A 26287-nucleotide genomic window follows, 5' to 3' on the forward strand; every position below is an offset into this window, starting at 1 on the left:
GCCCCCTGACCTGCCCTGGGTCACCCCCGGCCACGGACAGGACAGGGAGTCGTAGATGCCGCCGGAGATACAACGGGTTGAGCCAACGACATCACCAGCCACCGGCCGGGCCAGGGTGAGTCGTCGTCGGACCGCCGTCTTCCTCGCCGCCGACGCCCTCGGCTGGGTCGGCGGGTTCACGGTCGCGGGCTGGGCGAGGTACGAGTTGGCTCTCACCATCGACCAGGCGGTCAACGCGGTACTGCTCGGCGGCGGGGCCGCCGTGCTGCACGTCGGCGTCAGCGCGCTGCGTCGCATCCGTTCCGGTCGTCAACCCCTCGGCACCGTCGAGGAGGTTCGTGGCCTCGCCGGCACCACCGCCACCACCGCGGCGATCGTCCTCGTCGCCCTTCTCACGCTGGGCGAACGCCCGGTGCCGGCCAGCACCCCGGTGATCGGTGCCGCGCTGGCACTGCTGCTGATGCTCAGCTGCCGGCTCCTGCACCGCCACCGACGGGACCGTGCGATGCGACCGGACGCCCGCTCGGCCACCCCGGTGCTGCTCTTCGGCCTCGGCGAGGCCGGGCAGGGGCTGGTGCGCGCGATGCTCAGCGACCCGAAGGGCCGCTACCTGCCCGTCGGCGCGCTCGACGACGACCCGGGCAAACACGACCTCCGCATCGCCGGTGTCCCGGTGCTGGGCGGCCGGCAGCACCTCGTCGACGTGATCCGCCGCACCGGCGCCACCACAGTGATCTTCGCGGTGGCCAACGCCGACGCCACGCTGATCCGCGAGGTGCGGGAGGCGACCCTGCGCACCGGCGCAGCGTTCAAGGTCCTGCCACCGGTCCGGGATCTGGTGGATCACCGGATCACCGTCAGCGACGTGCGGGACGTCCAGATCAGCGACCTGCTCGGCCGACGCCAGGTGGTCGGCGACCTGACCTTGGACGACAACGGGCTCACCGGTCGACGCGTTCTGGTCACCGGCGCCGGAGGCTCGATCGGCTCGGAGTTGTGCCGGCAGATCATGCGGGCCAACCCCGGTGAGCTGATGATGCTGGACCGGGACGAGTCGGCCCTGCACAGCCTCCAGATGTCGCTCACCGGACGTGCGCTGCTGGACGGCCCCGAACTCATCCTCGCCGACCTGCGGGACGACGAAGGTATCCGACGCATCATGCGGGAACGCCGCCCCGAGATCGTCTTCCACGCCGCCGCGCTGAAGCACCTGACCCTGCTGGAACGGCACCCGGGCGAGGCGGTCAAGACCAACGTCTGGGGAACGCTCAGCGTGCTGGACGCGTGCCGGGACGTCGCCCGTTTCGTCAACATCTCCACCGACAAGGCCGCCGACCCGATCAGCGTGCTCGGCTACTCGAAGCGCATCACCGAGATGCTGACCGCGCACGCTGCGGCGACCTACCCGGGCACCTTCCTGAGCGTCCGGTTCGGCAACGTCCTGAGCAGCCGGGGCTCGGTGGTTACTGCCTTCCAACGGCAGATCGAGGCGAGGCAGCCGCTGACAGTCACCGACCCCAACGTGACCCGGTACCTGATGACGGTGCAGGAGGCGGTGCACCTGGTCCTCCAGGCGGCCGCCATCGGCCGCGACGGGGAGGCCCTGGTGCTCGACATGGGCGAGCCGGTCCGGATCGACGACCTCGCCCGCCGCATGGTCGAGCGGTCGGCCACTCCGGTCCCGATCGTCTACACCGGGCTACGCCCGGGGGAGAAGCTGCACGAGGACCTGCTCGGTCAGGGCGAGGCCGACCACCGGCCACTGCACCCGCTGATCTCGCACGTGACCGTTCCGGCCCTGGACCCCCTCGAGGTCAGTGGACTGGATCCGTTCGACGAACCTGCCAAGGTCGTCGATCAGCTCGCCCGGCTCTGTGGCAGCCCGCACGGCTCGCTCCCCCAACGGCGCGGGGGCGTACCGCTGGCCCGCTGACCTCGCGGAAACGGGGCCGACGCCTTCTGGCGTCGGCCCCGCCGCGTTCGAGGTGGAAGCCCGACCGCTCAGCCGAGAACCTGCGTGACCAGGTCCTGGGCCTCCTGCTGGAGACGGCGGAGGTGCTCCGGGCCCTGGAAGGACTCGGCGTAGATCTTGTAGACGTCCTCGGTGCCGGACGGGCGGGCGGCGAACCAGCCGGACTCCGTGGTGACCTTCAGGCCGCCGATCGGTGCGCCGTTGCCGGGGGCGGTGGTCAGGGTCGCGGTGATCGGCTCACCGGCCAGCTCGGTGGCGTCGACCTGGTCCGGCGAGAGCTTGGCGAGCACGGCCTTCTGCTCCCGGGTGGCCGGGGCGTCGATCCGGGCGTACGCGGGCGCGCCGAACCGCTCGGCCAGCTCCGCCCAGTGCTCGCTCGGGCTGCGCCCGGTCGTGGCCAGGATCTCGGAGGCCAGCAGGCAGAGCAGGATGCCGTCCTTGTCGGTGGTCCAGGTGGAGCCGTCGCGGCGCAGGAACGACGCCCCGGCGCTCTCCTCACCGCCGAAGCCGACCGAACCGTCGAGCAGGCCGGGCACGAACCACTTGAAGCCGACCGGCACCTCCAGCAGCGGCCGGCCCAGGTCGGCGGCCACCCGGTCGATCATCGAGGAGGAGACCAGGGTCTTGCCCACCGCGGCGGCCGGACCCCAGTTGGCGCGGGTGCGGGACAGGTGCCCGATCGCCACCGCCAGGAAGTGGTTGGGATTCATCAGGCCGGCGTCGGGGGTGACGATGCCGTGCCGGTCGGCGTCGGCGTCGTTGCCCGTGGAGATCTGGTAGTCGGCGCGGGCGGCGATCAGGGACGCCATCGCGTTCGGCGAGGAGCAGTCCATCCGGATCTTGCCGTCCCCGTCCAGGGTCATGAACCGCCAGGTCGGGTCGACCGTCGGGTTGACCACCGTCAGGTCCAGCCGGTGCCGCTCGGCGATCTCGCCCCAGTACGCCACGCTGGCCCCGCCGAGCGGGTCCGCGCCGATCCGCACCCCGGCGTCGCGGATGGCGTCGATGTCGATCGCCGCCGGCAGGTCGTCGACGTAGTGCGCGAGGAAGTCGTACTCCCCGGTGGTGTCGGCGGCCCGGGCCCGCGCGTAGGTGATCCGGCGGACGTCCTTGAGCCCGGCGGCCAGGATCACGTTGGCGCGGTCCTGGATCCAGCGGGTGACGTCGGTGTCGGCGGGCCCGCCGTTGGTGGGGTTGTACTTGAAGCCCCCGTCGTCGGGCGGGTTGTGTGACGGGGTGATGACGATGCCGTCGGCGAGCCCGCTGGTGCGGCCCCGGTTGTGGGTGAGGATCGCGTGCGACAGCGCCGGGGTGGGGGTGTAGCCGTCGCGGCTGTCGACCAGCACGGTGACCCCGTTGGCGGCGAGCACCTCCAGCGCGTCCACGGCGGCCGGTGCGGAGAGCGCGTGCGTGTCCCGGGCCAGGAACAGCGGGCCGTCGAGGCCCTGCTCCCGCCGGTAGTCGCAGAGCGCCTGGGTGACCGCGAGGATGTGGTCGGAGTTGAACGCGTTGCGCAGGCTGGAGCCCCGGTGGCCGGAGGTGCCGAAGGACACCTGCTGCGCCGGGTCCGCGGGGTCCGGATGCTCGGCGTAGTAGGCGGTCACCAGGCGCGGCACGTCGACCAGGTCGGCGGGCTCGGCGGGCTGGCCGGCACGGGGATGGGTCACGGGGTCTACCTCCTTGATAGTGCGACGGTCACAGCTCGACCCGCTGGCCCTTGCCGATCACCACGATGCCGTTGTCGGAGACGGTGTAACGCTGCCGGTCCTTCTCCAGGTCGACGCCGATCTCGGCGCCCTCGGGGACGAACACGTTCTTGTCCAGGATGGCCCGGCGAACCACCGCGTGCCGGCCGATCTCGACACCCTCCATCAGCACCGAGCCCTCGACGTGCGCCCAGGAGTGCACCCGCACCTTCGGCGACACGATCGAGTTCTCCACCAGCGAGCCGGAGATCACCACACCCGGCGAGACCATCGACCCGACCGCGCGGCCGACCCGCTCACCCCACTGGTGGACGAACTTCGCGGGCGGCCACGGCGGCTGCTCCGTGTAGATCGGCCACTCGAAGTTGTAGAGGTTGAAGACGGGGTGCACGTTGATCAGATCCATGTGCGCGTCGTAGAACGAGTCGAGCGTCCCGACGTCGCGCCAGTAGCCGCGGTCCCGGTCGGTGCTGCCCGGCACCTCGTTGTCACGGAAGTCGTAGACGTTCGCCTCGCCCCGCTCGACGAGCATCGGGATGATGCTGCCGCCCATGTCGTGCTTGCTGGACTTGTCCGCCGCGTCCCGCTCGACCACCTCGCACAGAGCGCGGGTGGTGAAGACGTAGTTGCCCATCGAGGCGTAAATCTCGTCGGGCGCGTCCGGCAGGCCGACCGCGTCGGTGGGCTTCTCGCGGAACGCACGGATCTTCCGGCCGTCCTCGCCGACCTCGATGACACCGAACTGGTCGGCCATCGAGAGGGGCTGACGGATGCCGGCGACGGTGACCGCCGCGCCGGAGGCGATGTGGTCCTCCACCATCTGCCGCGGGTCCATCCGGTAGATGTGGTCGGCGCCGAAGACGATCACGTAGTCGGGCTGCTCGTCGTTGATGAGGTTGAAGCTCTGGTAGATGGCGTCGGCCGAGCCGGCGAACCACCACGGACCACGACGCTGCTGCGCGGGCACCGGGGTGACGTAGTTGCCGAGCAGGGTGGACATCCGCCAGGTCTTGGTGATGTGTCGGTCGAGGGAGTGGGACTTGTACTGGGTCAGCACGACGATCTTGAGATAGCCGGCGTTGGCCAGGTTGGAGAGGACGAAATCGACCATGCGGTACATCCCGCCGAACGGGACGGCCGGCTTGGCCCGGTCCGTGGTGAGTGGCATCAGGCGCTTGCCCTCCCCACCCGCCAGGACGATCGCGAGCACCTTGGCAGCCATGCCCAGACGCTATCCACCCGCGTCGGACTTCACCACTCGTACGGGGAGTCTTCTGCACTAGGGTGCGGGGTCATGACGGAACCCACCCCGCTGCGCGTCGATCTGCTCACCCGCGAGTACCCACCGGAGGTCTACGGCGGCGCGGGCGTGCACGTCGAGTACCTGGCCCGGGAGTTGCGCCACCTCACCGACGTACGCGTGCACTGCTTCGGCCTGCCGCGCACCGAGCCGGGCGTCACGGCGTACGCCGATCCGCCCGGCCTGACCGGCGCGAACGCCGCGTTGCGGACGATGGGTGTGGACCTGGAGATGGCCGCCGGCACCGCCGGCACCGCCGGCACCGACGTGGTGCACAGCCACACGTGGTACGCGAACCTGGCCGGGCACACCGCGAAGCTGCTGCACGGGGTGCCGCACGTGCTGACCGCGCACAGCCTGGAGCCGCTGCGACCGTGGAAGGCCGAGCAGCTCGGCGGCGGGTACACGCTCTCCTCCTGGATCGAGCGCACCGCGATGGAGGCCGCCGACGCGGTGATCGCGGTCAGTGCGGGAATGCGCAACGACGTGCTCGCCGCCTACCCGCAGATCGACCCGGACCGGGTCCGGGTGGTCTACAACGGCATCGACACCGTGCAGTACGCCCCGGACTCCGGCACCGACGTGCTGGAGCGGCTCGGCATCGACCCGGCGCTGCCCAGCGTGGTCTATGTGGGAAGGATCACCCGGCAGAAGGGGCTGCCCTACCTGCTGCGGGCCGCCCGGGAGCTGCCGGCCGACACCCAGCTCGTGCTGCTCGCCGGCGCACCCGACACGGCCGAGATCGCCGCCGAGGTGGAAGAGCTGGTCGCCGAGCTGCGGGCCAACCGCTCCGGCGTGGTCTGGGTGGCCGAGATGCTGCCCAAGCCCGAGGTGATCCAGGTGCTCACCCACGCGACAGTCTTCGTCTGCCCCTCGGTGTACGAGCCGATGGGCATCGTCAACCTGGAGGCGATGGCCTGCGAGACGGCTGTGGTGGCGACCGCCACCGGCGGCATCCCCGAGGTGGTGGCCGACGACGAGACCGGCCTGCTGGTGCCGATCGAGCAGGCCACCGACGGCTCCGGGACGCCGTTGCGGCCGGAGAGGTTCGTGGCCGACCTGGCGTCGGCGATCAACACGCTGCTCGCCGACCCGGCCCGCACCGAGCGGTTCGGCCTGGCCGGCCGTCGGCGCGCCGTTGAGCACTTCTCCTGGGACGCCATCGCCCGCCAGACCCTGGAGGTCTACCGCTCCGTCGGCGCGGCCTGAGGGAGCCGGCGAGATGCGGTACGACGAACTCGAAGCGGCGATCCTCCAGTTGGTCGTCGAGGCTGACGAGGCCAAGCTGCGCGTCTTCGGCCTGGAGACGGTCACCCGGCTGGTCCGGAGCGAACTGCTCGACACCGCCTCGGACGACGAACTGACCGAGGACGCGTGGGCGGCGCTGGCCAGCGCCCGCGAGAACGTCCGGACGGCCGACGCGACGGAGCTCCGCGCACGGTTGACGCGGATCGACGCGGGCATCCTCGCCGACGGCGACCTGGATCAGGGGATCCTGATCGTCCTCACCGCGCTCGAACACTGGACCACCTACCTGGAGGAGGACCGGCGCGAGGAGCTGTACGAGTTGGCCATCCGCTCCGTCGAGGAGGTCGACTTCCAGGTCTCGGCCGACCTCGACGACGTCCTCGCCACCCCGGAGATGACCGCCGAGTACGAGCGGATGAAACGCCTGCTCACCCCCGGCCTCAGATCGCCGTCCCCGGCGGCGACTTGAGCAACGACGTCGCTTCGGCGCAGTAACCACCACGCCCGTTCCGGAGCGCGCTGGCGGCGATGCGGATGAGGTCGATGTTGACCCCCGCAGCGCCACTCGGATCGTGCACCTTCAGCTTCACGTCGAGGCTCACCGCTGTCTCACCCCAACCCTGCGCCTCAAGGTTGAGGTGGGCCACCTTCTGCGACGCGAGATGCGGCAGGTACCCGAGCGGGGCGACCTCGACGCTGTCAGCGCCCGACAGGGCGTTGAGCTTGGACTGCTTCTTGGTGTTGGGGTTTTCGACCAGGTTGCGGAAGTCTTCGGTGCCGCCCAGATTGACCTGGTAGGAGCTGACCAGGGTGAGGCCCCGTTCCGCCAGCAGCCGCAGCAGCGCGTTGTGCAGCACCGAGGTGCCGAACTGGCTGGCCAGGTCGTCGCCGAGCAGCGGTAGACCGGCTGCCTCGAACCTGTCGATCCAGCGTGGATCGCGCGCGACCGGGTCGGAGGTGGTGTTGATGAAGGCGACACCCGCCGTGTGAGCTGCCTCGGCGTACGCCTGGGCGGTCTCTGGCCGGCCGCTCGGCGCCGAGTAGAGCAGCACCTCCGCCCCTGCCAGCGCCGCTGCCACCCGCTGCACCTCGGTCGCGTCGACGAGGCCCTTCGTGACCTGCACACCCGCTTCGGGCAGGTCGCAGTCCAGCCGAGGGAAGTTGTTGGGCGCCAGAAAGATCGCCTCGGTCAGATCCCGGCCGATCTTCTCCGCGGAGGTGGCGAAAGCCGCCACGACGTCGATGTCCCCCACCCCGAGCCCGTCGATCATCGGCCGGCGAATGCCGACCAGGCTGCCGCTCTGGCGGTAGAGAGCAAGCCCCTGCACCAGTGCCGACGTGTTGTTGCCGACACCGACAACCGCAACCTTCACCCGTTCGATCATGGCGGGAGGCTACGTCACCTCCGCGCGTTTCGACGGGGTGGCGATCCGCTCCGACGGGACCACGAACGGTCTCCGGAAAGTGTCGTACAGGTGTTCTAGTCTCCTACTGTGATCGATGCGTTGGAGCAGGCCGAGGCCGCCGTGGCGGCCTGCTTCGACACGGCCGCCTGGGCTGCCAACGAGCGCGATCTCGTGGCGGCGCTGGATGCGACGCACCGCCTTGAGCAACGCCTGGCCGCGGTCAAGTTGACCCTCGTGCGCGAGCTGGACGGTCGAGGCACCGCGACCGCACAAGGCGCATCCTCGACGGCCGTGTGGCTGCGGGACCGGTTACGTCTCACGGTTGGTGCCGCCCGGCGGCTGGTCGAGTTGGCCGCAGCGCTCGACGCCGCCCCATCCGGGGTGCGTGACGCGTTGGTCGGCGGCGCGGTCGACGTGGAGCAGGTGCGGGTCATCGCCGAGACGGTCGAGACCGTTCACGCCACGGCCGGCACGGAGGCTGCCGACAAGGCCGTCGGTGTCCTCGTCGACTGGGCGGCGCAGTTCGACGCCGCCCTGTTGCGCAAGCTCGGCACCCGCATCCTCGACCACGTCGCCCCGGAGGTCGCCGACGCCGCCGCCGATGCGGCGCTGCGGGCGCAGGAGTCACGGGCCGCCCGCGACCGGCACGTCACCGTGAGCGAGCAGCCCGACGGTCGGCTGCGCCTCACCGGCGTTCTCGATGTTGAGGCTGCGGCCCTGCTGCGCGCCGCCATCGACCCGCTTACCACGCCCGGCGGCCCCGACGACACCCGCACGGCCGGGCAACGCCGCCACGACGCCCTGGCCGACGTCTGCCGACTCGCCCTGCGCACCGGCGAGCTGCCCGAGCACGGCGGTGACCCCACGCAGGTCGTCATCACCACCGGCTACGACGGGTTGACGCGGCAGTTGGGCGCCGGAGCCCTTGACACCGGCCTTCAGCTCACCCCCGAGGCCGTGCGTCGGCTCGCCTGCGACGCCGCCATCCTCCCCGCCGTCCTCGGCGGCGTCGGCCAACCCCTTGATGTCGGCCGGCAACGCCGACTCATCACCGGGCCGCTACGACGCGCCCTGGTGCTCCGGGACCGGGGCTGCGCGTTTCCCGGCTGCGACCGCCCACCCCGCTGGTGCGACGGTCACCACATCCGGCACTGGGCCGACGGCGGCGACACCAGCCTCGACAACGCGGTGCTCCTCTGCGGCCACCACCACCAACACGTTCACCGCGGTGACTGGACCGTCCACCTCGGCGGCGACGGCCACCCCGAATTCACCCCACCCGCCTGGCTCGACCCCGAACAACTCCCCCGCCGCAACCACTACCACCGGCGCAACTAACCAACAGCTCACCGTCAGCGCGTCAGGCGACGCCGAGAGTGGCGGCGAGCTGGGCCAGGCCGGTGGGCGCATCGGCGGACCGCCACACGACGGCAACCAGCTTCCGCACCGCCGGCCGGTCGTGCACCTCACCGTGCGCGGTGCGTTCGGCGTCGAGCAGCGCGCGGCCGGCCCGGAGCATGTCGCCACCCCGGATGTACACGCGCGCCACATCAAGCAGGTACGCGGCCCGGTGCTCGGGTGACAGCCACCGCCACCCGTCGGTGGCGAGCAGCCGCTCATGCCGGACCGTCGCCACCGCGACATCTCCGAGCGCCGCCTCGACGACCACCCGGGCTGCCTCCACCGCCGCCGACCCGAAGTCAGTACACCCAGCGGAGCCACCACCGCGGTCGACGGTGCGGGCCAGCTCTGCGGCCCGGTCGAGGGACTGATGGGCGTTGCGCGCTCCTCCCCCGCGCGCGGCGGCGAGGGCGGCCTGGATCAACAACGTCCCGCGCAGCGATGCGGCATCCGGGGAATTAGCACCGGACGCCTCGATCCCGTGCGCGGCTCGGAGTGCGACGTCCGCGGCCGAGCGCCGACGCTCCCGGGACCGCAGGGCCTGACTCAACGGCACGGTGGCGACACCGGAGAGCCGGGGATCGTTGGTGGCGAAGGCGACGGCGATCCCACGGTCGGCCGCCAGCCACGCCAGCTCTCCCTGGTCGACCTTCACCAGCGCCAGGGCGATGAGCGCGTACACCGACACCAGCAGTGTGTCGCCCGCCCCGCCGGCGCGGGCGGCCTGCGTCGCACGTGCGGCGTCGAGCAGGCTGGGTAGCAGGGCGAGTAGCGCCGGGTACCGGGCATGCCGGTAGCTCTGGTCGGCGTGGTCCAGACGGGCTCGCAGCTCCTCGGCGGAGGGCGTCTGGGTCGAGCCCGGCAGGTGGTATCGGGCCAACGCCGCCCGGATCCCGTCCACCCCGGCCGCGACGGGCTGCGGACGGGCTGAGCGGGTGGCCAGCAGGACCTCCACGTCGATGCGGAGCGTCTCGGCGATCTCCCGGAGGTTGGACACCCGCTCCAACCGGCGTACCCCACGCTCGACCTTGTCCACCCAACTCTTCGACTTGCCGAGCCGGTCGGCGAACTGCTGCTGCGTCATGTTGCGCCGCACCCGCCACTGCGCGACCCGGCGACCCACCGGCAGCTCGTTCACCGCAGGCCCGTCGCGCTCACCGCACGATCCCGACCACAAACAACAGGAGTACGACCACCGCGATCACGAGTCCGTAGGTGTACTGCCGCCGGGTGAGCGGCGCCCGCGTCGGGTGCGGCGGACAGGGCACCCGGTCTCCGTCCGGCTGCGGAGGCCGGCCGCCGGCAACCGGGTACGCCGGCGGCAACGGCCCATCCGAAGAACGCTCGTCCAACTGTGCCTCCTCGAACATGGCGGAAGGGGTGGTAACGACGCAGGTCAGGGCGGAGCGACACGGGGGAACCGCCCCGCCCTGCCAGGAGGAACTCCGCTGCTGACGAGAGATCCCCTGCCCTCAACTTAGAAGGCACTGCCTTCACAGTCAACAGAGCATGCACGGTGAGTTACCCACAGTGCGAAGATCGGTGCGCTGACGAGAGGTGGCGCCACCATGCCGCAAGCACCGCTGTACGAGCAGATCATCGATGACGTTGCTGCTTCGATTCAGGCCGGCACGTTGCAGCCGGGCGACAAGCTGCCCTCCATCGCCGAGATGCGAGAGCAGTACCAGTCGAGCGCCTGGCCGGTGCGTTACGCCCTGCGGATCTTGGAGGAGCGAGGCTGGATCGTCACTCGCCAAGGCAAGGGCTCGTTCGTGGCGCCGAACCCGCCCGCCTGAGCCTGAGGACATACCCCGACTTCGTTGATCGTTGTCAGCTGAGCAGTGCGACACGCCGAGGGTGATGCTGCTGAGGTGCCACGGATCGTCGCCGCTCGCCTGAAACCACAGGCTCCTCGTGAAGATCCGCGCAACTTCGGGGAAACTGCTGCGTCGGCGCGCGTTGAGGCAGCAGTTTCCCCGAAAGCGTGCGGATCTTGGCTTGCGCTCCGGGAGCGGGGCGGGGCGGTCAGTCGACCGGCGTGATCAGCGTCAGGGTTGGGAAGTACGTGCGGTATCGCGCCCCATCACGGGTCAGCAGGTGGTACCGGCACACGGCGGCATGCGCGCCGATGTAGAAATCGGCTACCGGCGACCGCTTCGTGCCACCCAGTTTGCGGTACCGCGCGTAGGCCTTGCCGGCGAGGAAGCCGGCCAGGTACGGAAGCTCCTCGCGCAGAAAGTCCCCTGCCGGCAATGCCTCGTCCAACTCCTCGATGCGGGCGAAACGGACCGACACCTCGGCGTACACGATGGGGTTGATCACCAGGTTGCCCGCGTCGCGGGCCTCGGCGAGGGCGGCGCCGGACCACTCCGCCCACTTGGCGTCGTCGGTCAGGATGTCCAGCAGCACATTGGTGTCGACCAGGGTCGTCACCGCGTCGGATGCACGCGACGGCACCGCGCGGAGCCGTTCACTCGCCACGCAGCAACTCCATCAACTCTTCGGTGGACATGTGCTCGGTCTCCTTGGCGCTGCCCCGACCGCGCATGTGGCGGACGAGTCGCTGACCCCGGGTGTCGGAGCCGTGTACGCGCACGATGCGCAGGGCCCCGCCCTCCTCCACCACGTCGACCTCGTCGCCCTCGTGCAGGTTGTAACGGGCTCGCAGCGCGGCCGGGATGGTCACCTGGCCCTTGCTGTTCAACCGCATGCTCTGTACCTCCGTCACGTAATACGAACGATACGTGACACCTACCGTTACGCGGTGCGTCCGATGAACCGCGCGGGGGGCTGAGCGGGGTGCTTGGCCGCGCGCGAAGGGATCTCGCACAGTAGGTTGGCGGGGTGACAGGACGGTTCCCGATCGAAGACGTCTCCCCCGTCGTCTCGTGCGGGCGGTACCCGGCTAAGGCAGTCGTCGACGAGCCGGTCCCGGTGTCGGCGCGCGCCTACCGGGAGGGGCACGACGCGCTGGGCTGCAACGTGGTGTGGGCCGGCCCGGACGGCGTGCAGCGGCCGTTCACCCGGATGCGCCCCGGCGAACCGGGCCAGGACCGCTGGCACGCCACCATCGCGCCGGACGCCGTCGGCTCCTGGACCTTCGCCGTCGAGGCGTTCCAGGACCCGTACCTGACCTGGCAGAACGCGGTGACCAAGAAGATCGCCGCCGGGCAGGGTCCGGAGGACCTGGCCAACGACCTGGCCGAGGGCGCGCGAGTGCTCGCTTCAGCCCGCGAGCTGGTGCCGGCCGCCGACCGGCCCCGGGTCGCCGACGCGCTCACCGCGCTGGTCGACACCGACCTGCCGTTGCCACAGCGGGTCGACCCGGCACTGGCCCTGGCCGACCTGCTCTGGGAGCACCCGGTGCGGGAGCTGGTGACCGCCGGTGAGGCGTACACCCTCTGGGTTGACCGCAAGCGGGCGCTCTTCTCGGCCTGGTACGAGTTCTTCCCGCGCTCCGAAGGAGCGGCGGGTGGGCGCTCCGGCACCTTCGCCACCGCCACCGAGCGGCTGCCGGGTGTGGCGGCGATGGGCTTCGACGTGCTCTACCTGCCGCCGATCCACCCGATCGGCCGGATCAACCGCAAGGGCCGCAACAACGCGCTCACCGCCGGGCCGACCGACGTGGGCTCGCCGTGGGCGATCGGCGCCGCCGAGGGCGGCCACGACACGATCCACCCCGACCTGGGTACGCCGGCGGACTTCCGCGCCTTCATCCAGGCGGCCGCGGCGCAGGGCCTGGAGGTGGCGATGGACCTGGCGTTGCAGTGCGCGCCGGACCACCCGTGGGTCACCGAGCACCCGGAGTGGTTCACCACCCGGGCCGACGGCAGCATCGCGTACGCGGAGAACCCGCCGAAGAAGTACCAGGACATCTACCCGGTCAACTTCGACAACGACCCCGACGGCATCCGCGCCGAGGTGCTGCGCGTGGTGCTGCACTGGGTGGGCGAGGGCATCCGGATCTTCCGGGTGGACAACCCGCACACCAAGCCGTTCGACTTCTGGCACTGGCTGATCGCCGAGGTCAAGAAGGTCGACCCGGACGTGCTGTTCCTGGCCGAGGCGTTCACCCGGCCGGCCATCATGCACGGGCTCGGCAAGATCGGCTTCACGCAGTCGTACACCTATTTCACCTGGCGCACGACGGCCGCCGAGATGCGGGAGTACTGCGAGGAGCTGGTCGCGTCGGCCGACCACATGCGGCCGAACTTCTGGCCGAACACGCCGGACATCCTGCACTCCTCGTTGCAGCACGGCGGCCCGCCGATGTTCAAGATCCGGGCGGTGCTGGCCGCGCTGCTCTCCCCCTCCTGGGGCCTGTACGCGGGCTACGAGCTGTTCGAGCACGTGGCCCGCCCCGGCGCGGAGGAGTACCTGGACAACGAGAAGTACGAGCTGCGCCCCCGCGACTGGGCCGGCGCGGAGGCGCAGGGCCGCTCGCTGGCGCCGTTCCTCGCCACCCTCAACCGGGTACGCCGCGACAACCCGGCCCTGCACCAGCTGCGTAACCTGCGCTTCCACGAGATCGACAACCCGGCGCTGCTGTGCTGGTCGAAACACGACCCGGACACCGGCAACACCGTCATCGTGATCTGCGCGTTCGACCCACGTGTGGTGCAGTGGGGCAACACGACGCTCGACATGCCGGAGCTCGGGTTCGACTGGCACGAGCGGTTCACCGTGTACGACGAGCTGACCGGCACCAGCTACGACTGGGGTCAGCGCAACGCGGTGCGGCTCGACCCGTACCTGCAACCGGCGCATGTGCTGACCGTCCGCCGTCCGACCCCGCCCGCCGCGCCGGCACCCGCGGGCGCCGAGCTGGCGGACCTCACCGTCGCCGACGTCCCGGACGACCTGTCCGGCGGCACCGCGCCGACGAGCCCGGCACCGACGAGCCCGGCACCGACGGCCGGCGCTGGCACGACGGCGGCTGCGCGCCGGCCCGCGGCCCGCCCGTCCCCGCCCCGCTCCGCGGCCGCCCGCGCATCCGCGGCCCGCTCGGCGAAGCCCCGCCCGTCCGCCTCCGCACCGACCGACGCCGCCCCGAAGGACGACCGATGGACCAGCTGATCACCGGCGTGACGCACGACCCGCACGCGCTGCTCGGCGCGCACCCCGCCGACGGATGGACGACGATCCGCACGATGCGCCGGGGCGCGGGCGACGTGCTGCTGCTCGTCGGCGACGAGCGGCACCCGATGAAGCGGGTGCACGACCTGGGCGTCTTCGAGACCCACATCGAGGGCACCGTGCTCGACTACCGGGTGGAGGTCGACGGCACCGTCCACGACGACCCGTACCGCTACCCGCCCACGCTCGGCGAGCTGGACCTGCACCTGATCGGCGAGGGCCGGCACGAGCGGCTGTGGGACGCGCTCGGCGCCCGGGTCTTCGACGAGGGCGTGGCGTTCAGCGTCTGGGCGCCCAGCGCGCGCGGAGTGCGGGTGGTCGGCGACTTCACCGGCTGGGGTCCGGACGACGGCTGGCCGATGCGGTCGCTCGGCTCCAGCGGCGTCTGGGAGCTGTTCGTCCCCAACGCCCGGGTCGGTGCCCGCTACAAGTACCGGGTGCTCGGCGCCGACGGGAAGTGGCGGGACAAGGCCGACCCCCTGGCGGCGTACGCCGAGGTGCCGCCCGCCACCGCGTCGGTGGTGCACCACTCGACGTACCGGTGGAACGACGCGGACTGGCTGGCCCGCCGGGCCGAGCGCCAGCCGCACCAGGAGCCGATGAGCGTGTACGAGGTGCACCTCGGCTCCTGGCGGCCCGGCCTGGGCTACCGCGAGCTGGCCGATCAGCTCACCGCGTACGTCACCGAGCTGGGCTTCACGCACGTCGAGTTGCTGCCGGTGATGGAGCACCCGTTCGGCGGTTCCTGGGGCTACCAGGTGACCGGCTACTACGCGCCGACGTCCCGCTTCGGTGACCCGGACGAGTTCCGCCACCTCGTCGACTCCCTGCACGCCGCCGGCATCGGCGTGATCCTGGACTGGGTGCCCGCGCACTTCCCCAAGGACGAGTGGGCCCTGGCCCGCTTCGACGGCACCCCGCTCTACGAGCACCCCGACCCGCGGCGCGGCGAGCACCCCGACTGGGGCACGTACGTCTTCGACTTCGGCCGCAACGAGGTGCGCAACTTCCTGGTCGCCAACGCGCTCTACTGGTGCGACCAGTTCCACGTCGACGGGCTGCGGGTCGACGCGGTCGCCTCGATGCTCTACCTGGACTACTCCCGCGACGAGGGCCAGTGGGCCCCCAACCAGTACGGCGGTCGGGAGAACCTGGAGGCCATCGCGCTCATGCAGGAGGTGAACGCGACGGTCTACAAGCACCACGCCGGGGTCGTGATGATCGCCGAGGAGTCGACCGCCTGGCCGGGCGTCACCCGACCCACGGCCGACGGCGGGCTGGGCTTCGGCTTCAAGTGGAACATGGGCTGGATGCACGACACCCTGCTCTACACCTCGAAGGACCCGATCTACCGCCAGCACCACCACCACCAGCTGACGTTCTCCCTGGCGTACGCCTGGAGCGAGAACTACGTGCTGCCGATCAGCCACGACGAGGTCGTGCACGGCAAGGGCTCCCTGGCCGGCAAGATGCCCGGCGACACCTGGCAGCGGCTGGCCAACGTGCGGGCGCTGCTCGCGTACATGTGGGCGCACCCGGGCAAGCAGCTGCTGTTCATGGGCTCCGAGCTGGCCGACGACCGGGAGTGGAGCGAGGAGCGCGGCCTCGACTGGTACCTGCTGCACGACCCGGCCCGCGCCGGCGTGCAGCGGCTCGTCGGTGACCTCAACCGGGTCTACCGGGACACCCCGGCGCTGTGGGCGCAGGACACCGAGCCGGCCGGGTTCCGCTGGATCGCCGGAGACGACGTCGCCAACAACACCGTGTCCTTCGTCCGGATCGCCCCGGACGGTTCGACGCTGGTGTGCGTGGCGAACTTTTCCGCGTCTCCGCTGCACGACTACCGGATCGGCCTGCCGGCTGGCGGCACCTGGGCGGAGGTGCTCAACACCGACGCCCACCATTACGGCGGGTCGGGCGTGGGCAACCTGGGCGAGGTGCACGCCGAGGACGTGCCCTGGCACGGGATGGTGGCGTCCGCGGCCCTCCAGGTCCCCCCGCTGGGCGTCGTCTGGCTCCGCCAGAGCTGAGCACCGCCCCCAGCCTCATAATCACTTAATGCTGACCAGTTGCCAGAAGGCTCCTGGAACTGGTCAGCATCAAGTGATCAAGGCGCAGCTTGTTTCCAGAGCCGGCTCGACCTGTCTCACCATCTTCGGAAGTTGCAGATGTCTCTGACAAGGTGCTGCATCATAAGCCAGGTGCGAACCGGATCGACAAGCCCGGACTTCCCCACAGCCATCCTCGTGGTGTCTCGGGCAAGCAGGATCGCCGCAAACCATCCGGTGATCACCACAATTCCGCCCATGACGAACAGGATCACGGCCAACGGTTCGACTGTGGTTTCCAGGTCATCGAACCCTGCCAGCAACGTCAAGATGATCAACAACGGAAAGATGACGAGGGCAAGCCGGAAGCTCCGCACCGCCAGTCGCCACCTTGCTGTCTGCGTGATAGCCGTCAACTCTTCCACGTCATCAGCCTCCTGACCAGACAAGAGGGTGGAAGCCTCCGGCGCAGCCGATTTTCAGCGGCTCTACTACAGCCGGCATCATGGGTAGATCGCATGGAGGAAGAGCAACGCAGGGCTCGATTCCACGAGATGGACGTCCACCTGCATCTCCTTGCGAGAAGCAGCTGCCGGAACGATCGTCGTGGTGCCAACAATCTCCGCTGAGGGCAACCTCTCCCCAATTGACCCGGACCAGGCCGGCAACTGCGTGTATGGAAGCAACTCGCCCCGATCGACGCCGACCACCGCCAGCGCCTGCTCCAGACACGACAAGTCAACGGCACCTCTGTAGACAAGGCTCCTATTCAGGTTGTCCGGACTGTCCCAGAAGCTGGCTGCCTGTCGCGCACATTCGGGCAGGGGAAGATCGTATGCCGCCAGGACTTGCGCGGCCGTCTCGTCAGACCTGCCGCTGGGGTCATTCGATCCATTGCCCGCACATCCCGACAGCATGATCACAGCCATCACCACCGCTAAGGAAACTGCGCGCCGCGCCATGTCATTGCCGCCAAACACTGTCGGTAATCGCCCTACTGCACGGCGACCCTTACGATCCACGCCTCGCCACGTACCGATGCTGAATAGAGCTCGAGGTCAATCCAAACCACCACGTTCGATCAAGAGGAAAAGACCTCACCGTCCGCCAAGCCAACCGGCGATTCCAGCCGTTGACACGCGACATCGGGATAAGGGCCTATCGGGCGCAGCACCATCCACCCCGCTTCCCCGGCGCAGGATAGGCGGGTCGCCATGGACCATAGCGAAGCCTGGCAACCCACCGCCGCCCGCCGGAGCGGCGTCGGATCTGGCGGGCGGCCTCGGGGGGTCCGCGCCGAGACCCGGATGACTATCCCACCCGCGCAGGCCGCCACACTCGGTGCCGTCTGGCTCTGCCCCCGACAGGGAGGGCCTTGCGGCGGATTGGCGCAGCCTTGTACTAGCGTTGATGCTGTGAGCAATCGTCCTACGAGGTACGAGCCAATGACGATGGCACACCTGGGCGTCCTGCTCGTCGGGGCCGACGACACCAGGCGGTGGCGGCTGGTAGCGGAGTTCCTGGAGGAGTACGGCTGGGAACCTTCCGAGCATCGTGCTGACCTACTGATCCAGGAGCCGGCCCCGACAGGTGACGACCACTGGGACGTATTCCTCGCGGCACTGACGGAGTACCTTGCCGCCCGGGACGGGCGCGGCGCACCCGCCTGGGTCGAGACGCGGTCGCTGCGGCGATTCTGGTTCCCCTTCAACACCCGCGCTGCCCGCGTCGACGCCGTGGTGCACGCGCCTGCGGCGTTCCGGCGACGTGGGGTGTTCATCTCCCCAGAGGAGCTGAAGGTCGCGTGAGCGCCGACGACCCACTGCTCGACCGCACTGCCATCGAGGACGCCTTCCGCAGGCTCGGTGACCGGCTGGCCAGGCGGGGCGTGGTCGCCGACCTGTACATCTTCGGCGGGGCTGCCATGGCACTCGCTTACGACGCCCGTCGGGCAACCAGGGACATCGATGCCGTGTTTCAGCCACACGGCATCGTGCTCGACGAAGCGCGGGCTGTCGCCGATGAACTCGGGCTGCCGCAGTGGTGGCTGAACGAGCAGGCAAGCGTGTACGTCGCCGCTGGCGGGATCCGGAGGCACCACGCGTCTTCGATCATCCGGGCTTGCGGGTTTCGGCGGCGTCCCCGGAGCACCTGCTCGCCATGAAAGTCCTCGCCGCACGACGTCGGGATGCCGAAGACATCCGCTTCCTGGTGGACCACCTCGGCCTCACGAGCCCCGAGGAGGCCCTGGGTCTCTGCGCCGAGATCTTCCCGGAGGAAGAGGTGCCGGGTCGGGCGAGACTGGTTCTGGAGGACGTGTTCGAAGGCCGCTAGGTCGGCAACGAATGCCTCAGACCAGGCCGGCGTCGCGCAGCAGTTGCCACAGGCCGGCGCCGTCCGGGGCGGACAGCCACTTCTGCCCCACCGGCCCCGACGAGGGGCGGCCGGCCGGGGCGGGCAGGCTACCGGCCAGCACCGACTGCGTCGGGGACAGCCTGCGGATCGCCACCCCGGCGACGTTCTCCGGGTGGGCGGCGGCGAACTCCCGGTAGATCTCCTGGTCGTGCTGGCCGTCGTCGCCGACCAGCAGCCAGCGCACGTCGGGGAACTCCTTGGCCAGCCGGGCCAGGGTGGAGCGCTTGTGCTCCATGCCGCTGCGGAACCAGCGGTCGGCGGTCGGACCCCAGTCGGTGAGCAGCAGCGGCCCGGCCGGGTAGAGGTGCCGGGACAGGAACCGGGTAAGCGTCGGCGCCACGTTCCACGCGCCGGTGGACAGGTAGAAGACCGGGGCGCCGGGATGCGCGGTGACCAGTCGCTCGTAGAGCACCGCCATGCCGGGCACCGCGTTGCGGGCGTGCTCGTCGAGGACGAACGTGTTCCACGCGGCGAGCAGCGGCCGGGGCAGCGCCGTGACCATCACCGTGTCGTCGATGTCGGAGAGGATGCCGAACTTCACGTCCGGGTCGATGATGCGCACCGGCGCGTCGACCGGCTCGGCGTCCGGCACGCTGAGCCGGACGGTGCCCCACCCGGGCGGCAGGTCGGCCTCGACGAGCGTGTCGACGAAACCGCTGCGGTCGGCCTGGGCCTCGTGCCGCACCCCGCCGGCCTCGATCTGCACCGTGACGTGCTTGGCGGGCAGGGTGGCGAAGCTGCGCCAGCCGCGGACCTTGTCCAGCCGGCCCCGCTGGCGGTTGTCCGGACGACCCAGCAGCACCCGGCACATCACCCGCACCCAACCCGGACGGCCGTAGCCGGTGTAGGCGACGATGTTCATCCGCCAGCCGGTGCGCCGCAACCGACGCTCCACGAGCTGGTGCACGGCGTCCTCGATCCGCGCGGCCCGGTGCAGGTTCGGCACGGCCAGTTGGCCGGCGGGTGTGGGTGGCACGCGCCAACCCTGCCACACGTCGACGGTCACGGCCACGCGAGCCGGTCCGGACTGGGCGGAACCACCCCGACCGGCTCGTGGTCCGTGAAACACTCCGGTCGGGACGACGACGGGGGCGTGGTCGTGTCGCATCCAGAGCAGCATCGCGGGCGGTGGCGTCCGCGACTCGACCGGCCGGCGCTCGTCGCGCTGCTGTTCGGTCTGGTCGGTGTCGGGTACCGGCTGGTCCTCACGCTGTACACCGTGCCGGTGTCGAACAGCGACGAGGCGACCTTCGGGCTGGCCGCCCTGCACATCGGGCAGGGCCGGGAACACCCAGTCTTCCTCTACGGCCAGCACTACATGGGCATGCTGGAGTCGTACCTGGCCGCGCCGCTGCTCGCCGTGGCCGGGCCGAGCTGGCCGGTGCTGCGGCTGCCGATGCTCGCCCTGTACGCGGTCTTCCTCTACCTCGTGTACCGGCTCACCCGCCGGCTCTACACGCCGTGGTTCGCCGTCCTCGTCGTCGGCCTGCTGGCGCTGGGCCCGGAGCGGGTGGTGCGCGACCAGCTCACAGTGGTCGGCGGCCGGCCGGAGGTGAAACCGGCGGTGCTGCTGATGCTGCTGATCACGGTGGGGCTGGCCGCCGGGACGGTGCGCCACCGTCGACTCGCCGTCGCCCTGTTCGGGCTGCTGGTCGGGCTGGCCGCCTGGTCGGACTGGCTGATCCTGCCGTACCTGGCGGTGGCCGTGGTGGCCCTGGTCTGGGCGGTGCGGCGGGAACTGCTCGGCTGGTCCGGGCTGCTGCTGGTGGCGGGTTTCGTGGTCGGGATCGCGCCGATGCTCGTCGACAACCTGCGCGCCGGGCCGGGTGAGGACTCGCTGACGGTGTTCCGGGAGGTCAGCACGAAGGCCGGCCCGCTGCCGTCGTGGACCGACCGGATCCGGGGCGGTCTGCTGGAGGGGGTGCCGTTGGCGCACGGGCTCTGCCCGGTCGACGGCTGCGGCCGGTGGCAGCAGTGGTTCGGCGTGTTGTACCCGGTGCTGCTGGTGGCCGCCGCGGCGCTCGCGCTCCGCGCGTACCGCCGGGCCGTCAGCATGCCGCGCGACAGGCAGGCCGCGGGGCCCGGCACGCCGGTCGCCGGCACGCCGCGTGGCGCGCGGGTCGGGCCGGTGGTGCAGCTCGCGCTTGTCGTCGGCGCGGCGTTGACCCTGCTGTCGTACGTGCGCAGCCCGCTCGCCGCGACGAGTCCCCTGGCCAACGCCCGCTACCTGTCGGTGCTGCAACTGTCGCTGCCGGCGGTGCTGTGGCCGCTCTGGGTGGCGGCCCTGGCCTGCTGGCGGGGCACGGTGGGCGTGCTCGGCCGGTTGGCCGGCGCGCTCGCCACCGCCGTGCTGGCGGCGTTGGCCGCGACGACGCTGGTGGTCACCGTGCTCTTCGCGACCACCGGCGCCGCCGCGTCGCGGACCGAGGAGCGTCAGGCCCGGGAGCTGGCCGCCGCGCTGCGCGCCGACGGGCCGCACGAGGTGTACGGGGACTACTGGACCTGCAACCGGCTGATCTTCAACACCGATGAGACGGTGGTCTGCGGGGTGCTCGACGGGGACCTGTCCCCCGGGCAGAACCGCTACCGCCCGTACTGGCGGCAGGTTGGGCGGGCCGCCCGGCCGGGTTACGTGGTGGAGATCGACTCGCCGATGGACCGGCGGCTGCGCCGGCTGCTCGCCGACCGGCCCGACGCCGCACCGGTACGCGAGGTGGGCGGCTATCGCGTGTACCACCCCGACACCCCGGTGCGGCCCTGGCGCTAGCGGCGGGTCGTACGCTGGCCGGGCTGCCGCTTCACCCGCCCGAGGAGACCCGATGCTCATCCTGCTGCCGCCCTCGGAGGGGAAGGCCGACGCCGGCACCGGACGGCGGTGGACCCCCGACAAGCTCTCGCTGCCGGAGCTGAACCCCGCCCGCGAGCGGGTGCTCGACGCGCTCGTCGCGCTCAGCGCCGGGCCAGACGAGGAGGCGGCGCGGACGGCGCTCGGGCTCAGCGACGGCCAGCGGGGCGAGTTGCGCCGCAACGCCCGGCTGCGCGCGGCGGCCACCGCGCCGGCCGAGCGGCTCTACACCGGGGTGCTCTACGAGGCGCTGGAGCTGGCCACGCTGCCGTCGGCGGCGCTGCGGGCGGCCCGCCGGTCGATCCTGATCAGCTCCGGCCTGTGGGGGGCGGTGCGGCTCGCCGACCGGATCCCGCCGTACCGCTGCCCGATCGGCGCCCGCCTGCCGGGCGTCGGGGCGCTGTCGGCGTACTGGCGCGGGGAGCTGGCGTCGGTCCTGACCGACGCGGCCGGTCGGGGCCCGGTGCTGGACCTGCGCTCCGGCGCGCACGCCGCCACCTGGACGCCGCGCGGCGCGCTGGCCGAGCGGACGGTGACCGTGCGGGTGCTGCACGAGCGGGAGGTCGACGGTGTGCCGGTCCGCTCGGTCGTGAGCCACTTCAACAAGGCGACCAAGGGGCGGCTGGTGCGTGACCTGCTGGTCGCCGGGGCCCGACCGCGCACCGCCGCGGAGCTGATCGGCACGCTGCGGGAGCTGAAGCACACCGTGGTGGAGGAACCCGCCGTCCCAGGTCGGGTCCGGCAGGTGGACCTGGTGGTCACCGACCTGTAGCGGCGCGGGAGCCGCAAATTTTCCTCAAGGCTGGGCGGGAGGCGTTCCGCAACCGCCGCGCAGGGGCCACGGTAGGGGAACCCAGACTCCGACAAGGGAGCCTCCGTTGGCCCGCGATCCCGCCCTGCTCGACCGGCCCCGTTCGCCGGCGACGCCACCCCCGCTGGACTGGCTGACCCTGGGCGACGCGTTCGAGGCCGCCTGCCTGCTGCGCTGCACGGCGCCACCGGCCGGCGCCCGGTCGGGCGCCGCGCTGCCGTCGCACGCGCCGGGGGTCGAGTTCAACCGGGAGGACGCCGCGCAGCGGATGCGGCAGTTGCTCGCCCGCCTCGACATCCCGGTCACCCAGGAGGTGGCCGTGGGCGGCCTGCGCCGCCGCTACGAGCTGCACCGGCTCTGGGTGCCACCGGAGCACCGGGGGGCGTACGCCCGGATGGTGGATGCCGGTTGGTGGCAGGGGCGTCGGGAGCTGCTGGGTGGTCCCGTGCCGGGTGCCTCGCCGGCCCGCCGCCGGTGGATGTCCCGGCTCGCGGCGGCGGCGTGGCGCTCGGCGCTGCTGGCCGGCGGGCGGCACGTGCGGCGGCACATCCTCGGTGTGCGGCTCACCGACCGGGAGTTGGCCGCCGTGCTGATCCGCAGTGCGGCCGTGCTCGACGTGCCGGCCGTGCTCCGCCCGGGCACCGGCTGTTTCCTGGTCAGCGTGGCCGACGGGCCGGACCGGGCGCGCATCCTGCGCAGCGCGTCGATGGAGCCGGCCCGCGGCGCGGTGCCCGAGCCGGCCCGCCACCCGCTCTGCTGAGCGGAGCCCGCGCCGCACCCACGGCGGCATCGACGGGTACGGGCTTGCGCGCGTCCGCCGGAGCGCGCACAGTGCACCGCGTGAGTCGTACCTCGTCGGGTCGGGCCGGTTCGCGCCGCGCGGGGGCGGCGGCGCTGGTGCTGGTCGCGGCGCTGACCGCCGCCGGCTGCCGGGACGAGCGGGCCGAGCCGGTGGCGATCCGGATCGCCACCGGCAGCCCCACCGCCGTCTACTACGCGTTCGGGCAGTCCCTCGCGACCATCCTCAACCGGGAACTGCCCGGGGTACGGGCCAGCGTGGTGATCACCGCCGCCTCGGCGGAGAACGTCCGCCTGGTCGGCTCCGGAGCAGCCGAGCTGGGCTTCACCCAGGCCGACGTGCTGCCCGCCAGCCCGACGCAGAGCCCGACGGTGGACGCGGTGGCGCGGGTGTACGACGACCAGCTGCACCTGGTCACGACCGACGGCGGGCCGGTCCGCACGATCGGCGACCTGCGCGGCCGACGGGTCTCCGTGGGCGCGCCCGGCTCCGGCACCGAGATCACCGCCACCCGGCTGCTGGAGGTGGCCCGGCTCGGTGGCGACGCGGTACGCCGGGAACGGCTCGGTCTGGACGACTCGGTGGCGGCCCTGCGCTCGGGGCGTATCGACGCGTTCTTCTTCTCCGGCGGCCTGCCGGTGCGGGGCATCGAGGAGCTGGCCGGGCGCAGCGCCACCCGGATCGTGGACCTCGGTGAGTGGACGGAGCCGCTGCGCGCCCGCTACGGCCAGGTCTACGTCTCCCGGGACATCCCCCGCTCGGTGTACGGCATGAATCCGGTGACCACTGTCGCCGACCCGAACTACCTCATCGTGCGGGCAGACCTGCCGGAGCCGCTGGTGCGGGAGGTGACCCGGCTGCTGATGGAGCGGCGGGCCGAGCTGGGCGCGGCGCACCCGGCGGCGGGACGGATGAGCCCCCGCTCGGCGATCGCCACCGCGCCGCTGCCGCTGCACCCCGGTGCCGCCGCCTGGTACCGGGCCGCCAAACCCTGACTGTCGCCGGCCGCGCCGAAGGGCGCCCGCCGCCCTGGTCGGGCCGCTACCGGGCCGGGGTGGGCCGCAGGTCGGCGGACGTGTCCTCGTCCGCCGGCTCCCCCGCCGGCTCGGGCTCGGGCTCGGGAGCCGGGAACCACAGGCCGGCGACCAGCCCGCGCGGCTCGGCCGGCCGCATGGTCAGCCGGCCGTCGGAGGCGTCGACCAGCACAGCGGCGATGGTCAGGCCGAGCCCGGCGCCGTCGACGTTCTGCGCGTCCGGCGCTCGCCAGAACCGCTCGGTGGCCTGGCCGAGCTGACTCTCGGTCATCCCCGGGCCGGTGTCGCGCACCTCCAGGGCCACCCCGTCGTCACGGCGGGCCACGGTCACCGTCACCGCCCCGCCGGCCCCGCTGAACTTCACCGCGTTGTCGATCAGCGCGTCCAGCGCCTGGTCGACGGCGGTCGGCACGGTCCGCGCGTACGCCGGGGCGTCGCTGGTGGCCAGGCGCAGCGCGACCGACCGGTGCCGGGCCAACGGCGCCCAGGCCGCCACCCGGGACGCGGCCACGGCGGCGGCGTCCACGGTGACCCGCTCGTTCTCCTCCCGTTCGGCGCGGGCCAGGGTGAGCAGCGCGTCGAGCACCAGCGCCAACCGGTCGGTCTCCTCCAGCGCCAACCGGTGCTCGGAGCGCCCGTCCGCGTCGGTGAGGCTGGGACCCAGCTCCTCCACCCGCAGCCGCAGCGCGGTGAGCGGGTTGCGCAGCTGGTGGCTGGCGTGTGCGACGAACGCACGCTGTCGGTCCATCACGTCGGAGACCACGTCGGCCATGTGGTTGAAACTGGCCGCGAGTCGACGCAACTCCGGCGGGCCGAGCCGGTGCTGCACGCGCGCGCCCCGATCGCCCTCGGCGATCTCGTGGGTGACCGCGTCCAGCTCGGTCACCGGGCGCAGCACCCAACCGGCCAGCCCGAACGCGGTGAGCACACAGGCCAGCACGACGAGCAGGCCGGCCAGGGTGAGCAGCAGCCACCAGGTGCTCACGGCCCGGCGGATCTCGTCGGCCGGGGTCACGATCACCACCGCGCCGAGGACCTCACCGCCGTCGTTGATGGGCACCGCCACCACCACCGGCCCGGCCGACCACGGCCAGACCGACTCGGGCGCGCTGGCCTGCTGCCCGGACAGCGCGACGTCCAGCACCGTGGCGGTCCCCGTGGATTGCCAGCTCGCCGAGTCGACGACGATGCCCCGGTCCCGGTCGACGACCGCCGCGCCGATCCCGTACAGCTCGTCGTAGCTGCGCAGCTCCGCCCCGATCGGGCCGGGCTCGCCGCCGCGCAACGCCGGCCCGGCCAGCGAGGCGAACCGGGTGGCGTCGGCGAGCCGGTCGGCGCGCACCCGCTCGGTCTCCCGGCTGGCCAGGGTGACGGCGAGCGGGCTCTCCAACGCGATGAGGACGAGCACCATCAGCAGCAGATAACTGATCACCAGTCGACGGCGCACGGCGGCCCCTCACGCATCGCGCAGCCGGTAGCCGACCCCGCGGACGGTCTCCACCAGGCGCGCGTCGCCCAGCTTGCCGCGCAACGACCCGACGTGCACCTCGACGGTGTGCCGGTCGGCCCAGGTGGTGCCCCAGGCGTCGAGCAGGATGCGGTCGCGGGGCACCGCCACCCCCGGCTGGCGGGCCAACGACAGCAGCACGTCGAACTCCTTGCGGGTCAGCGTGACCGCGCGCCCCGCCACCGTCACCGTGCGGGCGGCCACGTCGATGCGCACCGCCCCCGCCTCGATCAGGTGCCGCTCGGGCGCCGCGTTCGCGGCCCGGCGCAGCACCGCCTCGATCCGGGCCTGCAGCTCCACCATCGAGAACGGTTTGACCACGTAGTCGTCCGCGCCGAGGCGCAGCCCGAGCACCCGGTCGCGTTCCTCACCCCGCGCGGTCACCGCGATGATGCCGAGCTGGCTGCTGCGTCGGCGCAGCTCGCGACACACGTCGGTGCCGTCCCCGTCGGGCAGGGTCAGATCGAGCAGCACCAGGTCGCAGGGGGCGGCGGAGAGCGCCGCGGCGACGGTCGCCGCGTGCTCGACCTGGTAGCCGCGGCGGGTCAGTGCGGAGGAGAGCGCGGCGGCCACCCGGCGGTCGTCCTCCACCAGCAGGATCCGCACCGTTCCCCCATCCGTCGCAGCCGTCCTGCAAATGGTGGCAGAAGCGTGCCGCG

Annotated in this window: 25 protein-coding genes; 14 read left to right on the forward strand and 11 right to left on the reverse strand. The window is 71.7% G+C overall.

The genetic code is table 11. The features are described 5' to 3' along the window. The first annotated feature begins 55 nt into the window (after positions 1-55). Positions 56-1933: a nucleoside-diphosphate sugar epimerase/dehydratase gene (locus ABZU53_RS22845; protein ID WP_354856736.1), complete on the forward strand. Its 1878-nt coding sequence runs from the start codon at positions 56-58 to the stop codon at positions 1931-1933. A 68-nt stretch (positions 1934-2001) separates the two neighbouring features. On the opposite strand, the gene pgm is transcribed toward ABZU53_RS22845, so the two are convergent. Beyond that, positions 2002-3639: a phosphoglucomutase (alpha-D-glucose-1,6-bisphosphate-dependent) gene (gene pgm / locus ABZU53_RS22850; RefSeq protein ID WP_355067316.1), complete on the reverse strand. Its 1638-nt coding sequence runs from the start codon at positions 3637-3639 to the stop codon at positions 2002-2004. Between the two features lie 28 nt (positions 3640-3667). Then, entirely contained in the window at positions 3668-4900 is a 1233-nt protein-coding gene (gene glgC, locus ABZU53_RS22855) for a glucose-1-phosphate adenylyltransferase (protein WP_354856733.1), read from the reverse strand. Positions 4901-4972: 72 nt separating this feature from the next. Here glgC and glgA point away from each other — a divergent pair, with 72 nt between their 5' ends. Further along, positions 4973-6187, forward strand: coding sequence for a glycogen synthase (glgA, locus tag ABZU53_RS22860; protein ID WP_355067318.1), 1215 nt, complete (start codon positions 4973-4975; stop codon positions 6185-6187). A 13-nt stretch (positions 6188-6200) separates the two neighbouring features. Next, complete coding sequence (locus ABZU53_RS22865) at positions 6201-6695, forward strand: hypothetical protein (RefSeq protein WP_355067320.1); 495 nt, start codon at positions 6201-6203, stop codon at positions 6693-6695. Here ABZU53_RS22865 and ABZU53_RS22870 read toward each other — a convergent pair. Then, the gene (locus ABZU53_RS22870; RefSeq protein WP_355067322.1) at positions 6667-7611 is read right to left on the reverse strand and encodes an inositol-3-phosphate synthase; all 945 of its coding nucleotides are present in this window, start codon (positions 7609-7611) and stop codon (positions 6667-6669) included. The genes ABZU53_RS22865 and ABZU53_RS22870 overlap by 29 nt on opposite strands. Positions 7612-7719: 108 nt before the next feature. On the opposite strand from ABZU53_RS22870, the gene ABZU53_RS22875 reads away from it, so the two are divergent. Beyond that, positions 7720-8970, forward strand: a complete 1251-nt coding sequence (locus ABZU53_RS22875; RefSeq protein ID WP_355067324.1) for a DUF222 domain-containing protein — start codon at positions 7720-7722, stop codon at positions 8968-8970. A 22-nt stretch (positions 8971-8992) separates the two neighbouring features. Here the strand turns inward: ABZU53_RS22875 and ABZU53_RS22880 are convergent, their stop codons facing one another. Continuing rightward, on the reverse strand, positions 8993-10171 hold the full coding sequence (locus ABZU53_RS22880) for a helix-turn-helix domain-containing protein (protein ID WP_354856720.1): 1179 nt from the start codon (positions 10169-10171) through the stop codon (positions 8993-8995). A 430-nt stretch (positions 10172-10601) separates the two neighbouring features. On the opposite strand from ABZU53_RS22880, the gene ABZU53_RS22885 reads away from it, so the two are divergent. Then, complete coding sequence (locus ABZU53_RS22885) at positions 10602-10829, forward strand: winged helix-turn-helix domain-containing protein (protein WP_354856718.1); 228 nt, start codon at positions 10602-10604, stop codon at positions 10827-10829. Positions 10830-11058: 229 nt separating this feature from the next. On the opposite strand, the gene ABZU53_RS22890 is transcribed toward ABZU53_RS22885, so the two are convergent. Both ABZU53_RS22890 and ABZU53_RS22895 read right to left on the reverse strand, forming a co-directional pair. Beyond that, positions 11059-11514, reverse strand: a complete 456-nt coding sequence (locus ABZU53_RS22890) for a type II toxin-antitoxin system VapC family toxin (protein ID WP_355067325.1) — start codon at positions 11512-11514, stop codon at positions 11059-11061. Then, positions 11504-11761: an AbrB/MazE/SpoVT family DNA-binding domain-containing protein gene (locus ABZU53_RS22895; RefSeq protein ID WP_354856713.1), complete on the reverse strand. Its 258-nt coding sequence runs from the start codon at positions 11759-11761 to the stop codon at positions 11504-11506. Before ABZU53_RS22895 ends, ABZU53_RS22890 begins: the two co-directional genes overlap by 11 nt. A 116-nt stretch (positions 11762-11877) precedes the next feature. Here ABZU53_RS22895 and ABZU53_RS22900 point away from each other — a divergent pair, with 116 nt between their 5' ends. Both ABZU53_RS22900 and glgB read left to right on the forward strand, forming a co-directional pair. Further along, complete coding sequence (locus tag ABZU53_RS22900) at positions 11878-14109, forward strand: maltotransferase domain-containing protein (protein WP_355067327.1); 2232 nt, start codon at positions 11878-11880, stop codon at positions 14107-14109. Next, on the forward strand, positions 14097-16199 hold the full coding sequence (glgB, locus tag ABZU53_RS22905; protein WP_354856709.1) for a 1,4-alpha-glucan branching protein GlgB: 2103 nt from the start codon (positions 14097-14099) through the stop codon (positions 16197-16199). The genes ABZU53_RS22900 and glgB overlap by 13 nt, the downstream gene beginning before the upstream one ends. Before the next feature lie 116 nt (positions 16200-16315). Here glgB and ABZU53_RS22910 read toward each other — a convergent pair whose 3' ends face one another. Further along, the gene (locus tag ABZU53_RS22910; RefSeq protein WP_354856707.1) at positions 16316-16642 is read right to left on the reverse strand and encodes a hypothetical protein; all 327 of its coding nucleotides are present in this window, start codon (positions 16640-16642) and stop codon (positions 16316-16318) included. Between the two features lie 78 nt (positions 16643-16720). Continuing rightward, positions 16721-17140, reverse strand: coding sequence for a hypothetical protein (locus tag ABZU53_RS22915; protein WP_355067329.1), 420 nt, complete (start codon positions 17138-17140; stop codon positions 16721-16723). A gap of 522 nt (positions 17141-17662) precedes the next feature. Here ABZU53_RS22915 and ABZU53_RS22920 point away from each other — a divergent pair. The 3 genes from ABZU53_RS22920 to ABZU53_RS22930 are packed head-to-tail and all read left to right on the forward strand — an operon-like array spanning position 17663 to position 18551. Next, positions 17663-18025 (forward strand): hypothetical protein, encoded by a 363-nt coding sequence (locus ABZU53_RS22920; RefSeq protein ID WP_354856706.1) that lies wholly within the window; start codon positions 17663-17665, stop codon positions 18023-18025. Further along, on the forward strand, positions 18022-18381 hold the full coding sequence (locus ABZU53_RS22925; RefSeq protein ID WP_355067331.1) for a hypothetical protein: 360 nt from the start codon (positions 18022-18024) through the stop codon (positions 18379-18381). Before ABZU53_RS22920 ends, ABZU53_RS22925 begins: the two co-directional genes overlap by 4 nt. Next, entirely contained in the window at positions 18378-18551 is a 174-nt protein-coding gene (locus ABZU53_RS22930) for a hypothetical protein (protein WP_355067333.1), read from the forward strand. The genes ABZU53_RS22925 and ABZU53_RS22930 overlap by 4 nt, the downstream gene beginning before the upstream one ends. A gap of 16 nt (positions 18552-18567) precedes the next feature. On the opposite strand, the gene ABZU53_RS22935 is transcribed toward ABZU53_RS22930, so the two are convergent. Then, entirely contained in the window at positions 18568-19608 is a 1041-nt protein-coding gene (locus ABZU53_RS22935; protein ID WP_355067334.1) for a phosphatase domain-containing protein, read from the reverse strand. 84 nt (positions 19609-19692) lie between these two features. Here ABZU53_RS22935 and ABZU53_RS22940 point away from each other — a divergent pair, with 84 nt between their 5' ends. The 4 genes from ABZU53_RS22940 (at position 19693) to ABZU53_RS22955 (ending at position 24082) form a co-directional block, all read left to right on the forward strand. Then, a complete protein-coding gene (locus tag ABZU53_RS22940; RefSeq protein ID WP_355067335.1) occupies positions 19693-21399 on the forward strand; it encodes a hypothetical protein in 1707 nt (568 codons plus the stop codon). Positions 21400-21451: 52 nt separating this feature from the next. Next, on the forward strand, positions 21452-22249 hold the full coding sequence (yaaA, locus tag ABZU53_RS22945) for a peroxide stress protein YaaA (protein WP_355067337.1): 798 nt from the start codon (positions 21452-21454) through the stop codon (positions 22247-22249). Between the two features lie 106 nt (positions 22250-22355). Continuing rightward, positions 22356-23048 carry a hypothetical protein gene (locus ABZU53_RS22950; RefSeq protein WP_355067339.1) on the forward strand — a complete coding sequence of 231 codons (693 nt, stop codon included), beginning with the start codon at positions 22356-22358 and terminating at the stop codon, positions 23046-23048. A gap of 80 nt (positions 23049-23128) precedes the next feature. Beyond that, on the forward strand, positions 23129-24082 hold the full coding sequence (locus ABZU53_RS22955) for a TAXI family TRAP transporter solute-binding subunit (RefSeq protein WP_355067341.1): 954 nt from the start codon (positions 23129-23131) through the stop codon (positions 24080-24082). A gap of 46 nt (positions 24083-24128) precedes the next feature. Here the strand turns inward: ABZU53_RS22955 and ABZU53_RS22960 are convergent, their stop codons facing one another. Next, entirely contained in the window at positions 24129-25568 is a 1440-nt protein-coding gene (locus tag ABZU53_RS22960; RefSeq protein WP_355067343.1) for a HAMP domain-containing sensor histidine kinase, read from the reverse strand. Between the two features lie 9 nt (positions 25569-25577). Beyond that, on the reverse strand, positions 25578-26234 hold the full coding sequence (locus ABZU53_RS22965; protein WP_039907784.1) for a response regulator transcription factor: 657 nt from the start codon (positions 26232-26234) through the stop codon (positions 25578-25580). Between the last annotated feature and the right edge of the window lie 53 nt (positions 26235-26287).

It is taken from the genome of Micromonospora sp. NPDC005194, from assembly GCF_040608335.1.
Classification (GTDB): Bacteria; Actinomycetota; Actinomycetes; order Mycobacteriales; family Micromonosporaceae; genus Micromonospora.